Annotated in this window: 14 protein-coding genes; 5 read left to right on the top strand and 9 right to left on the bottom strand. The window is 69.1% G+C overall.

Annotated elements, in window-relative coordinates; translation table 11 throughout:
* Positions 1 to 43: 43 nt before the first annotated feature.
* Positions 44 to 586, bottom strand: coding sequence for a hypothetical protein (locus ACQEVU_RS20150; RefSeq protein WP_433325689.1), 543 nt, complete (start codon positions 584 to 586; stop codon positions 44 to 46).
* Between the two features lie 229 nt (positions 587 to 815).
* Positions 816 to 1,178 (bottom strand): hypothetical protein, encoded by a 363-nt coding sequence (locus ACQEVU_RS20145; protein WP_433325687.1) that lies wholly within the window; start codon positions 1,176 to 1,178, stop codon positions 816 to 818.
* Between the two features lie 444 nt (positions 1,179 to 1,622).
* On the opposite strand from ACQEVU_RS20145, the gene ACQEVU_RS20140 reads away from it, so the two are divergent.
* Positions 1,623 to 1,979 carry a hypothetical protein gene (locus ACQEVU_RS20140; RefSeq protein WP_433325685.1) on the top strand — a complete coding sequence of 119 codons (357 nt, stop codon included), beginning with the start codon at positions 1,623 to 1,625 and terminating at the stop codon, positions 1,977 to 1,979.
* Between the two features lie 296 nt (positions 1,980 to 2,275).
* Here the strand turns inward: ACQEVU_RS20140 and ACQEVU_RS20135 are convergent, their stop codons facing one another.
* The gene (locus ACQEVU_RS20135) at positions 2,276 to 2,563 is read right to left on the bottom strand and encodes a hypothetical protein (protein ID WP_433325683.1); all 288 of its coding nucleotides are present in this window, start codon (positions 2,561 to 2,563) and stop codon (positions 2,276 to 2,278) included.
* Between the two features lie 315 nt (positions 2,564 to 2,878).
* Positions 2,879 to 3,067, bottom strand: a complete 189-nt coding sequence (locus ACQEVU_RS20130) for a hypothetical protein (protein WP_433325681.1) — start codon at positions 3,065 to 3,067, stop codon at positions 2,879 to 2,881.
* 160 nt (positions 3,068 to 3,227) lie between these two features.
* On the opposite strand from ACQEVU_RS20130, the gene ACQEVU_RS20125 reads away from it, so the two are divergent.
* Together ACQEVU_RS20125 and ACQEVU_RS20120 are read left to right on the top strand one after the other, a co-directional pair.
* Complete coding sequence (locus ACQEVU_RS20125) at positions 3,228 to 3,752, top strand: hypothetical protein (protein WP_433322648.1); 525 nt, start codon at positions 3,228 to 3,230, stop codon at positions 3,750 to 3,752.
* A 204-nt stretch (positions 3,753 to 3,956) separates the two neighbouring features.
* Complete coding sequence (locus tag ACQEVU_RS20120) at positions 3,957 to 4,295, top strand: hypothetical protein (protein WP_433325679.1); 339 nt, start codon at positions 3,957 to 3,959, stop codon at positions 4,293 to 4,295.
* A gap of 247 nt (positions 4,296 to 4,542) precedes the next feature.
* On the opposite strand, the gene ACQEVU_RS20115 is transcribed toward ACQEVU_RS20120, so the two are convergent.
* Entirely contained in the window at positions 4,543 to 5,376 is an 834-nt protein-coding gene (locus tag ACQEVU_RS20115; RefSeq protein WP_433325677.1) for a hypothetical protein, read from the bottom strand.
* A gap of 131 nt (positions 5,377 to 5,507) precedes the next feature.
* Here ACQEVU_RS20115 and ACQEVU_RS20110 point away from each other — a divergent pair, with 131 nt between their 5' ends.
* The gene (locus ACQEVU_RS20110; protein WP_433325675.1) at positions 5,508 to 6,014 is read left to right on the top strand and encodes a hypothetical protein; all 507 of its coding nucleotides are present in this window, start codon (positions 5,508 to 5,510) and stop codon (positions 6,012 to 6,014) included.
* A 48-nt stretch (positions 6,015 to 6,062) separates the two neighbouring features.
* On the opposite strand, the gene ACQEVU_RS20105 is transcribed toward ACQEVU_RS20110, so the two are convergent.
* Positions 6,063 to 6,791, bottom strand: coding sequence for a hypothetical protein (locus ACQEVU_RS20105; RefSeq protein ID WP_433325673.1), 729 nt, complete (start codon positions 6,789 to 6,791; stop codon positions 6,063 to 6,065).
* Positions 6,792 to 6,813: 22 nt separating this feature from the next.
* Between ACQEVU_RS20105 and ACQEVU_RS20100 the strand changes: the two genes are divergently transcribed.
* Positions 6,814 to 7,437, top strand: coding sequence for a hypothetical protein (locus tag ACQEVU_RS20100; protein WP_433325671.1), 624 nt, complete (start codon positions 6,814 to 6,816; stop codon positions 7,435 to 7,437).
* Here ACQEVU_RS20100 and ACQEVU_RS20095 read toward each other — a convergent pair.
* The 3 genes from ACQEVU_RS20095 to ACQEVU_RS20085 form a co-directional block, all read right to left on the bottom strand.
* Positions 7,366 to 8,427 (bottom strand): LacI family DNA-binding transcriptional regulator, encoded by a 1,062-nt coding sequence (locus tag ACQEVU_RS20095; protein ID WP_433325669.1) that lies wholly within the window; start codon positions 8,425 to 8,427, stop codon positions 7,366 to 7,368. The genes ACQEVU_RS20100 and ACQEVU_RS20095 overlap by 72 nt on opposite strands.
* 99 nt (positions 8,428 to 8,526) lie before the next feature.
* A complete protein-coding gene (locus ACQEVU_RS20090) occupies positions 8,527 to 10,965 on the bottom strand; it encodes a PQQ-dependent sugar dehydrogenase (protein ID WP_433325667.1) in 2,439 nt (812 codons plus the stop codon).
* 21 nt (positions 10,966 to 10,986) lie between these two features.
* Positions 10,987 to 12,957: a CBM35 domain-containing protein gene (locus tag ACQEVU_RS20085; RefSeq protein WP_433325665.1), complete on the bottom strand. Its 1,971-nt coding sequence runs from the start codon at positions 12,955 to 12,957 to the stop codon at positions 10,987 to 10,989.
* Positions 12,958 to 12,960 lie beyond the last annotated feature (3 nt).

The following is a 12,960-nucleotide window of genomic DNA, read 5'->3' as shown; positions in this document are numbered from 1 at the left end:
CTGTCGGCGGTGCCCCGGTAGGATCGGGCGGCGCGCCGGTTCCTTACCAGGTGAAGGACTCCCACGGTCCGACCGAACCCAGCCGGGCGCGAAGGCTCGCGTACTCCGTCCCCGAATAGTCGAACTGCGCCGAGACGTACAGGCCCGTCGCGAGCGAGTAGAACCAGGTCGAGTTTCCGCCGGTGCCGGTGGGCTCCGTCAGCGTCGTGAAGTACGGATCGATGGTGTTGACCCACCCCTCCAGCATGAAGGCCTTGAGCAGCCCGCGTCGAGTGCCCTGCTCAAACGTGGTGGCCCCGACCCAGATGAGGCCGTTTGGAATGCTGGGGTTGGAGTCGTACGACATGATCGTCGTGTGCCAGGTGTCCCGGTTTCGGCACACGCGGAACAGTTCCCACGTGCCGACCTGCGAAGGGTCGGTGCGCGCCCGCAGCATCTGGTAGTCCTTACCACTGAAGCCTTTCTCGGCCGCGACGTACTTCCCGTTGGCGGTCGAACGGATCTTGACGTTGCCCCAGCACCGTTCCGGCGGATCGGGGTTCGTCAGGTCGACGGACGATCCGGGCGCGGCGACGCTGCGGCGCATCTGCTCCACCTCGGCCGATCCGGTGCCGGGAGCAATGAGTACGGGTCCGTCCACGGCAACCGCAGAAGGCTGCGACGGCGCTGCCGATGCGGGCATGGACGGCACGGCGGACGTCAGCGCGACGGCGCCGGCCAGTGCGACCAACGATCTGATCTTGAACATTCAGCTCCCCGTGGTGAGTAGTGCAAGTGTGTGAACGCCATCGTCCCGGGTGCCGATCAGCGGATCGTCATGAAACGATCGACTTTCGCCCCTGAACTTGGGCAGCGTAGCTGACGTTGTTCGGCATGGTGATCCCATAGGCGATCGTGGATTGGTGTGCCAGGCGTGAATGGCGGCGGACGGTGTTGTTGCGGTGCGGCCATCGGAAGATGGTGACCCCGACGACACCGCACCCGGTCACGATGGCACCCCAGATCGAGTCCACAATTGAGTCCGTCCCACCGTCGTACGTGAACCATTCCGCGCAACGGTCGGGTAACGCTGGGTAGCTGTCCGGCCTGCGGTACGGCGGCACGCTGAAATCGTTGCGGTGCAACGAAAAGACGCAGCATCCCGGTATGAAGGTGGTCCTACCACAGATCAACTTCATACCGGGATTCTGCGTCGACGATGAGTGTCACATACACCTCGGTCCCTGCCGGTACGCGATGAGACGGTGAACTTCCTGGCCGGGCTGCTGACCGCGGAACGGGCACGCCGTGGTACGCAATCAGCGCGTCCACCGGCTACGACTATCTGGAACACGGCGATCCATTCGACCACCGCCGGCGGCCGTCGTGCCGTGCCAGTACGCGTGCTACCGCAGAGTCGGAATCATCATCGGCCAAGCCGATGATGCCGCATCAGCACATCCGCAGCCGCTGATGTCGCGATCGCTCGGCGCGGCGCCGGAGTCGACTTGATCGATTCGGTGAGGTGAGCGTCCATGGCACCGGACCAACGCGCCGGCGGCCGTCCCGGTCACCGGCGTCCGGGAGTAGAGGAGACATCCGTTGCCCGACTCGATCATGACCGACCACGAGGCCCTGGCGGTGTGCCCGCCACCACCAACCAGCCGCCCCAGTCCACCAGCATCGACGATGAGCGCGAGGTGGTTCCGGCGGCGCTGCGACGGTTGCGGCAGGCGGCGCACGACTGCTGCCACGCCGCCGCGCACAATGGCTTCTACCCGGCGCACCTGGACGTCTCCGTGCTGGCCGACAGCACGGCGGCCCTCGCCGAACTGGCCGGCTGGGTCGCGCCGTACGCGGGAGACTTCTGGCCCGCCGCCGGCAGCGCCGTGGACACGGCCGCCACCGCTCTGGCCACCGCCCGGGGGCACCTCGACAGCGCACGTCACCACATCGAGCTCGTCCCGCCCGGCGGCCGGACGGTGACCGTGCCGGCGTAACACGAGACCCCAGCACGGCACGCATCGTGCCCGGCTCGCCGAGCCGGGCACGACCTGTCGTGCGGCAGCTGCGCACGTGGCACGCGAGACACCCCTGGCGTCAGCCGGGTGCCGTCAGTGGAGGACGTCGCCGCGTCGGGTCGGGCGACGGCCGACGCCCACGGCTGGCCGGGGTGTCACGGCGCCTGCCGCCGGTTGCGCACCAGCGAGGCCACTCGCAGCTGCGCCGCCGTGCCGCGAGGGTGGCGCGTATGAGACCTGCCTTGCGTGGCGCGGCGGTGGCAGAGTTCCGGCCATCACAACAACGGTTCCTCCGAGACGAGACCGGCTTCGGCGCACAACTTCAGCACCTCGCGGACCGTGGCCACCATCGCGTCGACGGTGCGCTGCTCGTCGGCGGTGCCCTTGGCGGCCTGGGCGGCCTTCGTCTGCTCGAGAAGCCGCTTGCCGACCGCGGCCAGCGCGTTGTTGCGCGACCCCGCCGCGATTTCCGCCTTGGTGATCACCTCCTCCGGGTCACGCATCTTCTTGCCCGCGAAGTAGATTCCCCTGCAGGCCGAGCCGGCCACGAAGTCGTCCTTCATCGCCATACCGGCCGCCGACGGGCTACTCGAGACGCTGGACGGGCTGCTCGTGGCGGCCGGCTGGGTCTGGGACTGGGCCGGTTCCGCCGTCGACTCCGCGGTAGGGGCAGGATCCTTCGCGCAGCCGCCGACGGCCAGCACGGCAGCGAGCGCAACACCGAGAACACGCACTCTCATGATCGATGAGGATGCCACATCGGCGCCGGTGGCGTGTCCCGTGAATGCTGTGTGGCGTCGAGGGCTGGCGCCGGTGCGCGCATTGTTCGGCTCTTGAGTCGCGCTGGATGTCGAAGGGCCTGTGAAGGGCTCGAACGGCTACTGCGTCCGCAGCGCAACGCCGAGCGCCGCCGTGAACCCGAGCGAGACTGCGGCGCCGATGACCAGCCGTGGGCTGAGGCTGTCGAGGTTGGGCCACGCGCCGGCCACGAGCCAGGACACGGACTCGTGCAGCAAGCCGCGGGAGAGTCTGGTCGGCGGTTCGGCCATGATCACGTGCACGCACATCGGCAGGACAGGAAGCCGAGCCGGTCACCGCTGGTGACGAGCGCTCGCCGGCTGGCGCACCAACGGCGGCATGTCCGCGCACCAGATCTTAGGCTCGCGCCCGAGCCGCCCGGTCGCGTGGAATGATCGTCGGTGTTGTGCTTCTGGAAGGAGCGCGCTGATGGGTTCGTCTGCGTGGTGGTACACCGTGGACTACCAGTCCGATGTCAACGCCGCGCTCCACCAGTTGCGGCAACAGGTCTACGAGCGGGGTGAGTACTACCGCGAGCCCCGGGATCCCGACCTGGACATGACAGAAGCGGAGTTCCGGGCGAGCCTCGCCCCACGCGACACCGACCCCGAGCGGTACGACGCGATCGTTGAGGACTGGCTGGAGCGCAAGTCCAGGCCGGTGCCGACCGACCTGGACACCCTCGTCGCGGCGCAGCCGCACTCGGGAACCCACTCCATCATCGACATGGTCAACGGCGTGTCCGCCGAGCCGGCCTTCGCGACGGTGTCCCCGCTGTCCCACGACAACCTGATGTACACCTTCGGCACCGTGACGCCTTCGGCGAACCAGGTGCAGGCATGGATGAGCACCGACATCGTCGATGAACGGGATCGCTGGGTCGGTACATACATCATCAGCTACGACAACGGTCGGCCCGCGCACATCCACTTCGGCGGCGATTCGGGAGACTGAGCCACGAGGCAGCCCATTGCGCAGCGGCGCTTGTCACGGCAACACCGGACGCCCCAGGCAGGTTGATGCGTCCATCCGGTCACCAGAGCGTACCGTTGCGGGCGTCCGTACTACAGGTCGCAGCCCGCTTGGCCCCATCCGGCTTGAAACAGAGCTCGACCGCACCCATCCCGTCCCGTACGAACTCCCGGTAGGGTCCACGGCGTGGAGCTGCGCGACGCGCTGGTGCGCCGGCCCGTCATGCCCGAGCGACGAGCCGCGATCGCAGAGGCGATACTGCGGATCGAGGAACTCGTCGACCGCGGCGGCGACGCCACCGCCGCGGTCGAGACGCTCAACGAGATGACCGGTCACAGCTTCGGGCTCGACGAGTTCCGCTACCACCGCGAGGCGCCGGACCCGGAAGCACTGATCGAGTGGGCGTGCGCGCCGCCGCCAGTACGACTGCCCGACGTCATCCGAGACTGGTCGAGATCGTGCGCCGCATCCTTGCCGACCCGACCAACGACTGGTACATCGAGGCGTTCGAGCGCAACACCGTGATGCCCGGCGCCAGCGGACTCATCTTCCACCCGCCGGCTGAACTGCGGGCCGCGACCGCAGAAGAGATCGTCGACGCCGCGCTGGCTCACCGCCCGATCGCCCTATGATGCGGCACGCGGTGGAACCGGTCGCGTCACTCGATGTGACCAGCGTTGGCCACCGCCCAGCAGCACCGGCGGCATGTACGTGCACTCAATCGACCGGCCCGTCGCGCGATGCGGCCTGCTGTCGCGCTGGGGCTGGCCGGTCAGGCCGCCCGCCACGGTGCCGTAAGGGGCTTGTCGGCGAGGATGAGCACGATCGAGTCGTCGCGGTGCTCGACGTCGTCGCGCCAGGTCAGATCCGTGGACGGTATGAGCTCGGCGCAGGCGTGGTCGGCCCAGAGCAGGACGCCCCGGATCGGCAGGCAGCCCGTGAGCCGGCCCGTCGTCGCGGCGGGACTCATCGGCCAGCCCTTGGTGCGCAGGTGCTGGGCCAGCAGCTCGGCGATCTCGGCCGGCGGCTGGCCGGCAGTGCTCCAGACCTCGAGGGCCTCGGTGCACACCCCGGTGCCGGTCTGGCAGTCCAGAACGATGCGCGTGCTGTGCAGTATCGCCGGGAAGGGCAGCAGGTCGTGGCGGTCTACGTCGATGTCGCCCGAGCCGGGGCGCTGACCGCCGGGGCCGGCTGCGATGATCCCGACGAGGCAGAGCAGGACGATGGCTCCGCCCGCGCCGGACAGCAGCAGGGTCTTGCGTCGCTCGGGCTCGGCGGTTGCGACGCGCACGGTGAACGCGGCGAGCCAAGCGAGGACGGCGAGCGCGAGGTACGGCAGCAGCCAATCGGTCTGCGGTGGCCGGAGCGCATCCGGCCACCGCGTCGACGCCACAGCGAGTCCAATCAGCGCGGCCAGCAGCCCGCCGGTGACGGCCGCGCCTGAGCGCCAGGCCGGCGCGAGGGCCACCGCGACAAGCGCCGGCGCGGCCAGGAACAGTGCAGTGGTGAACCACTCCCCGAGGACATCGGCCGTGAACCAGGCGGTCCAGCCCGTCACGGCCAAGGAGATGACGGCGGCGCCGAGGCGCCAGCGACGAGCGAGCACCGCGGCATTCGATCACGCCGGACCAGCCGCCGCTACCCCATACGACTCGCGGCATGACAATGCATCCGATCTTGGGCGACGGCTGACGTCGGAGAGCAAGGAGGTGAGCCGGGGTCATTACCGTGGCGTGCATGGAATCGTCCACTCGAGCTCTGCCCATGTCGGATCTTCAGGCTCTGTTCGGCGTGCTGGTGACCGTTCACGGTCATCTCATGGCCGACGAACTACCGCCGGATCTGGTGCGCCGTCTACTCAGCCGCCTCACCGACCACGGACCATTGCCTGACGGCGCCTCGGCCGGCGAGATGAACGCCTTGCTGGCCGACCTGTGCCAGCGCATGCATTGGGCGATGTCGGAGGAGTACGGCGACTACCCGGCGCCGACGCCGAGGCGAACCACCTACTACCTCGACATCCCAAACGAGCCCGACGCCGTGGCCGCATGCATCGCGGCCTTGACCGAACTCGGTGGCCAGGTCAGCGAGCAATCGCTCGAGCGCCCTATCCCTCCGAGTCGGCGACACATCGGCGCAGCATTCCCCGACCTGCCGCCCGACCCGGCCCATCACGCCCGGGTGGCGCACCTGACAGCTCTGGCACGCCGCTACGGAGGCCGCTACGCCGGCTTCGGCGCCTGACCTGCGCCACGCGGCAGTACACCAACGGCGGCATGAGCGGAGCCGTGATCAACGGCGACCCGACAGTTCGTCCACTATCGATCTGCCGAGATGCCTTGACGCCTCGGCAGTTGCGGCCGCGGTCGGGAAGACGACAATCCGCTCGACAGCACGAACACAGTCATTGTGCGTGACCGTCGGCGACAGCCGACGCAGCCACTCTCTGACCTGCGACATGTAATAGTCTCGGAGGAGGCCCGTGCGCTCACAATTCTTAGCGAGTAGGAGAATCACCGCGCTCAGCCGATCGCTCGGCGAATCGTGATCCGCCAGATAGTATCCGAGAAGCTCGGGAAACGAAGGATGTCGGGCGTTCGGTGCGACCCCGCCGAAGCACTCGCCGTCGAAGCGCCCGTCGTCACCGTTATGACCCTGGCTGGAAACGATCCACACACGCGAGGCTGCACCGGGATCGTCGACCGCCACCAGAATGCGCTGCCGCCCGGGAGGACCGAAACTGAACCGGTGCCACACGAGTTCATCGACGTCGCGAACGTACAGCCGGCCGTCGGGCAGGTCGATCTCGCCGTCGAACAGCACCGTCCCGGCACGCATTTCCACATTCGACCAGAAGTCGATGCGAACCAACGCCATCTGCGCCTGCACAGTCAACACCAAATGTGAATCTGAAATCCCGATCGGCGTCGAAGCGCCCAGGAGTTCTGAACGATATTCGGTTGGCGCGCCCAGAATGAGGAAGGCGTGCTCCATGTTGAGATCAAGACGGCCGGTCTTCACATCATCATCACCTTGACGGGGTATGAACGATCTCCAGGAGCCTATCGAATGCGTTGCACAGCTGTCGCAGCCCGTTCGGACGAGGCCGCACGCCCCGTACGCGTGCCCGACCCGTCTAGGGTCAGCACGACTGGAAGATGCCCGCTCATCGGCAATGTGTGCGCGCCTGATCAAGGCCGTCAATCGCCATCAGCGGCGATGCGTCGCGGTGCCGGTGGTGCCCACGGTGAAGTGGGGCACCGACGTGGCCGCTCGTCACGGTACGGTCGTTGGCGTGGTGCGGGTGATGGACGATCCGGGCGAGGTTGCCGTGGCACTGCGGGGAACGGCACTCAACGGGCATCCGGTGGAGCCGGGACTGGGCGACACGATGCTGGTGGAGGGCGTTGTGCCGGCCCGGGTCCTGGAGTCCTGGCGGGCGGCCCGATCGGTGGTGGCGCTGACTGGCCGGTGGCCGGTGCTGACGGGTGTTGGGGAGTTGTACCACGAGCCGGAGCCGCACGAGATCGCCGCGCTGGAGCGGGCAGCTCGCCTGTTTTCCTGCGGCCGGACCGAGGCCCGGCCAGGCTCCTGTCTAGACGTCCGGGCTGTCGCTCTCACATCGGCTGCTCACTCGGGTGTGGCTCTCAGCTCGAAGAAGGGCTAGGCGTAATCCGGGCGCGGGGCCGGTGGAGCCGCGCACCACCAGCCGGGCGACCGGCTCGAGCGCCGGCACGGGGAGCAGGCGCGGGTCCGCCATCAGCCGCAGCAGCAGGTCCATGCCGGCCCGGCCGGCCTCCTCGCTGGGCTGGCCGACGGTGGTCAGCGCCGGGCTGACCAACTGCGCCGGCAGGATGTCGTCGAAGCCGACGATACTGATCCGGCCGGGCACCGCGACGCCGCGGGCGCCGAGGGCGTCGAGCAGGCCCAGCGCCACCAGGTCGTTGTAGGCGACCACCGCCGTCACCCCGGCCTCGAGGACCCGGTCGGCCGCGGCGATACCGCCGGCGAAGCGCGGCTCGACGTTGGCGGTCTCGACGAGGTCGACGCCGGCGGCAGCCACGGCGGTGCGCAGCAGGCGCAGCCGGTCGCGGTTGGACCAGGATGAGCGGGGGCCGGCGACGTACGCCAGCCGCTCGTGCCCGAGCGCGACGAGGTGCGCGACCGCCTGCCGGATGCCCTCGCCGTTGGCAGTCGTCACCGACGGGATCCCGGCGACCCGCCGGTTGAGCATCACCATCGGCGTCTCGCGGGCCAGGGCCCGCAGCCGCGAGTCGCTGGTGCGCGGGGCGCACAGCACGACGCCGTCGACCTGCTTGACGAGCGCGCGGACGCGGTCCGCCTCGACGCCCGGGTCCTCGTCGGTGTCGGCGAGGAAGACCCAGTGGCCGGACTCCCGGGCGCGGGCCTGCACCCCCTTGACCACGGCGGCGAAGTACGGGTTGAGCAGGTCGGGCACGAGCAGCCCGACGTTGCCGGTGCGCCCGGTGCTCAGCGCTCGGGCCACCCGGTTGGGGTGGTAGCCGAGCTCGTCGGCCGCCTCCTCGATCCGCCGGCGGGTGCCGCGCGGCAGCAGGTCGGAGCCGGCCAGCGCCCGGCTCACCGTCGACGTCGAGACGCCGACCGCCCGGGCTATATCCTTGATGGTTACCGCCATGACCGACTCCTGGAAGTGTCTGCCGCGTCCACGGTCTGCTGTAAAAGGTCGGGCCGGGTGGCCGCGGGCGCCGAACCCGCGGCCGCCCGGCCTGGACGATCAGGTAACGGTGACCCGCATGATCTGGTCGGAGCCGTTGGCGGCGCCGCCGTTGTTGTCGCAGTTGGTGGTGCTGAGCCAGAAGGCGTCGGCGCCGGGGACTTTGGTGACGGTGCGTAGGCGGCCGTAGGTGCCGACGTAGTAGGCGCTGGGGGTGCCGGTGGACTCGCCGCTGAGGATGGGGATGCGCCAGAGGCGTTCGCCGCGCAGGGCGCCCATGTAGACGACGTCACGGACGATCGCGATCCCGCTGGGTGACGCCTGGTCCACGGACCATTGCCGCTTGGGGTTTTCCATGCCGGCGACGCTGCAGGTGCCTTCGCAGGTGGGCCAGCCGTAGTTGAGGCCGGGCTTGATGAGGTTGAGCTCGTCGTACAGGGAGTTGCCGAACTCGGCCTCCCACAGCCGGCCCTGGGAGTCCCAGGCGATCCCCTGCGGATTGCGGTGGCCGTAGCTGTACACCAGGGTGCCGAACGGGTTGCCGGGAGCCGGGGTGCCATCGGTCTTCATCCGCAGGATCTTGCCGTTGAGCGAGTTCTTGTTCTGCGCGTTGCTGCCGGTCTGCGCGTCACCGGTGGTGGCGTAGAGGTAGCCGTCGGGTCCGAAGGCGAGCCGGCCGCCGTTGTGGTAGCGGTTCTTGGCGATCCCGGTCACCAGGGTGGTGTACCCGGTGAGGGTGTTGCCGTTGTACGTCATCCGGACGATCCGGTTGCCCTCGGCCGCGGTATGCATGAAGTACACGAAGTGGTTCGTCGCCCAGTTCGGGTCGAACGCCACGCCGAGCAGTCCACCCTCACCGTTCGTGGTGACGACGTTGGGGACGGTCCCGACGAGGGTCTTGCCGCCGCCGGTGGTGTTGAGCCTGTACACCCGGAACTGCCCGCCGGCGACCTTGTCATCCCGCTCGGTCACCAGCGCCGACTGCCCGTCCGGCGCGAAATAGGTACCCCAGGGGATGGTCCAGCCGGTCGAGTACGCCGAGATCGCCGACGGAACGCCGCCGCTGCAGGAGCTGGTGGTGAAGCTGACCGTGTTGCTCTGCGCCGACACGTGACCGGCGAGGTCCCGGGCGACGATGTTGAGCGTGTACGGCGTGTTGCAGGCCAGGCTGGTGACCGTGGCCGTGGTCGCCGGAGGGTGGCCCTCGACCGACGTCACCGCCGTGGTGCCGGCCCGGACGTCGTAGGCGACGACGCCCACGTTGTCGCTCGAGGCGCCCCACGACAGCGAGACGCTGCCGGCGGTCACGTTCGAGTAGGTGAGGTTGGCCGGTGCGGTCGGGGCCTGGGTGTCGGTGCTGGGCAGGGTGGTGCAGATGGCCTGGGCGCTGGACAGCGACACGTTGCCGGCGGCGTCGCGGCCGAAGACGGACAGCCGGTATTCGGTGTTGGGGGTGAGCCCGGTCAGGGTCTTGCTCGTTCCGGTGCCGGCGGACTGCGCGAGGAGGTTGCCGTCGTGGTAGATGTCGTAGCCGGCCACGCCGACGTTGTCGGTCGAGGCGCCCCACGACAGGCCGATGCTGTTCTCGGTGATGTTCGTACAGCTCGGCTGGCCCGGCGTGCTGGGTGCGACGGAGTCGGTCTGCCCGGTCACCCGCAATCGGTCAAGGTTCGGGCCGCCGTTGGTGGTGGTGGCCGTCGCGCGGACCGTGTTGGTGCCGGCGTTGAGGGAGACGGAGATGGTCTGGTCGGCCCAGGTGTCCCAGTTGGCGGTGGCGCCGAAGGCCAGGTCCAACGCGACCGAGTTGCCGTTCACCGTGATGTCCATCGCCCGGTTCACCGTCGTGCCGTTGGCGTACCGGAACGTCAGCTGGGCGGTACCCGCCGCCGCCGCGCTTACGTGGAACTCCACGTAGGACCCGGCCACGTTCGTGTAGTCCACAAAACCGGAACCCGTGAAGCCGGTGTGGTTGCTCGCCACGGTGCCTTGCGAGATGGTCGCCGTCTCGGCCTGGTAGTCGGTGAACGCCGCGGCGACGCTGACCTCGACGTAGTCGAGGTTGGGGTTGCCCAGCGCGGTGGTCGCGGTGATCCGGATCGTGTTCGACCCGGCGTTGACGTTCGCGGTGACCGTCTTGTCGGCCCAGGTGTCCCAGTTGGTGGTCGGGTCGAACGGGGCCGCCGCCGCCACAACCACGCCGTTGACACTGATATTGGCCGGTCGGTTCGCGGTGGTGCCGTTCGAATATCGGATGACGAACATGCCCGGGCCGGCGTTGGCCGCGTTGACGGTGCATTCGAGGTAGTTGCCGACGGCATTGTCGCCGTTGGCGAATCCGGTGCCGCTGTAGTTGGCGTGGTTCGTGTCGACGGTGCCCGCCGACATCGTGCAGCGCTCCGCCTCATACCGGGTCGGGGCGGCCGAGGCCGGCAACGCGTACAGCGCAACGACGATGAGCAGGCCCGCCGCGACGACCGCGGTTGCCCTCCTGATATTCATCGATATCCTCCTCGCGGCCGCTCAGCCCACTGACAGACGATCGAGGTTGGGACCGCCGTTGGCGGTCATTGCGGTCAGGCGGACGGTGTTGGCGCCGGCGGCGAACGTCGCGGTGAGCCCGGTGGTGGTCCACGTGTCCCAGTTCGCGGTCGGCGGGAACGACACGGTGACCGGCGTCGCACCGTTGACGGTCACTGCCATCGGGCGGGCGGAGGTGGTGCCGTTGGCGAAGCGGACGGTCACCGTCCGCTGGCCTGCGGCGGCCACCGTCGCCGTGCACTCGACGTAGGCGCCGGCGACGTTATCGCCGTTGACGAATCCGGTCCCGGTATAGCCCGCGTGGTTGGACTCCACCGTGCCTTGCGACACGGTGCAGTCCTCGGCCTGGTAGTCGACCGGCGCCGGGCCGGCGGCCACCGCGTCGAGGTAGTCCAGGTTGGGGTTGCCGCCGGCGGTGATGGCGGTGATGCGCACGGTGTTGGTGCCGGCGTGGAGCGGTGCGCCGATCGTCTTGACCGCCCAGGTGTCCCAGTTCGCGGTCGGCGGGAACGAGGTGCCGGCCGCGACGACGGTGCCGTTGACGCTGATGTCGGCGGGCCGGTCGGCGGCGGTGCCGTTGGCGTAGCCGATGCTCAGGTTCGCGGTGCCGGCGGCGGCCGTGTCGAGGTTGAACTCCACGTAGGACCCGGCGACGTTGTCGCCGTTGACGAACCCGGTGCCGGAGAAGCCCGCGTGGTTGGACTCGACCACGCCCTGGCCGATCGTGGCGGCCTCGGCCTCGTAACGGTTCGGGCCGGCGTCGCCGCGCGACACCCGGTACATGACCACGCCGTGGCCGGGCACCGAGGCGCCGATCGGGCCGGTGGTGGTGCTCGTCGCCTTCGACCACAGGTCCCTGAGGCGGTAGCTCGGCGACCCGGCCAGGCCGATCGCGGCGGCGGTGGTGCTCACCGTGGCCGTGGTGGTGTTCTCGTTGAGCAGCACCACCGCGCGGTCGCCGTTGGCGAGCACCTTGTTGTACACCACGAGCCCGCCGCCGGCGGAGACGACGGTGCCTTGCCGGCCGAGCGCGTCCTGGTCCACGGCGATCACGTCGGTGTTCTTCAGTGTGGCCAGGGTGGCGCTGGACGCCGAGCGGATGTCGCTGCCGATCAGCAGCGGCGCCGCCATCTCCGCCCAGAGGCTGAAATGGGTGCGGTACTCGGCGTCGGTCATCCCGCCGTTGCCGACCTCGAGCATGTCCGGGTCGTTCCAGTGCCCGGGGCCCGCGAACTGGGCCAGGTCGTCGTTGGTGTGCACGCGCGAGATCATGCTGGACCAGTTGTCGCTGATGTCGCCGGTGGTGCGCCACAGGTTGCCGACGTCGGCGCCCCATTCCCAGACCTTGGGCGGGCCCGTGCGGCCCCATTCGCAGATGCTGTACACGATCGGCCGCCCGGTGCTGGCCAGTGCGTCGCGCATCGCCGTGTAGCGGGTCCGGGCGTCGACGTTCTGGTTGTTGCAGTTGTCGTACTTGAGGTAGTCCACGCCCCATGACGCCCACAGGTTCGCGTCCTGCTGCTCGTGGCCGAGGCCGCCGGGGAAGCCGTTGGTGTTGCACGTCTTCGTGCCGGCGCTGGAGTAGATGCCGAACTTCAGGCCCTTGCCGTGGACGTAGTCGGCCAGATACTTGATGCCGTGCGGGAACCGGGTCGGGTCGGGCACCAGGTTGCCGTTGCCGTCGCGGGACGGCAGCGCCCAGCAGTCGTCGAGGTTGACGTAGGTGTAGCCGGCGTCCTTGAGCCCGGCGGACACGAACTTGTCGGCCACGCCGATGACGAACGCCTCGTTGAACGTGGCCGTGCAACCGGTGGTGTTCCAGTTGTTGAAGCCCATCGGCGGCGTGCGGGCGAGCCCGTTCTCCAGCGCGGCGGCGGGCTGCGGGCGGGCCAGCACGGTGGCGGCCAGCGCCGCCAGCGCCAGCACGGGCAGCGCCGTCAGGAGTCTTCGCATGCT

The sequence above is a fragment of the Dactylosporangium sp. CA-139066 genome, assembly GCF_050936175.1.
In the GTDB taxonomy this organism is placed as follows: domain Bacteria; phylum Actinomycetota; class Actinomycetes; order Mycobacteriales; family Micromonosporaceae; genus Dactylosporangium.
The sequence above is the reverse complement of the archived record's forward strand: the minus strand, read 5'-3'. Positions and strand labels throughout refer to the sequence as shown.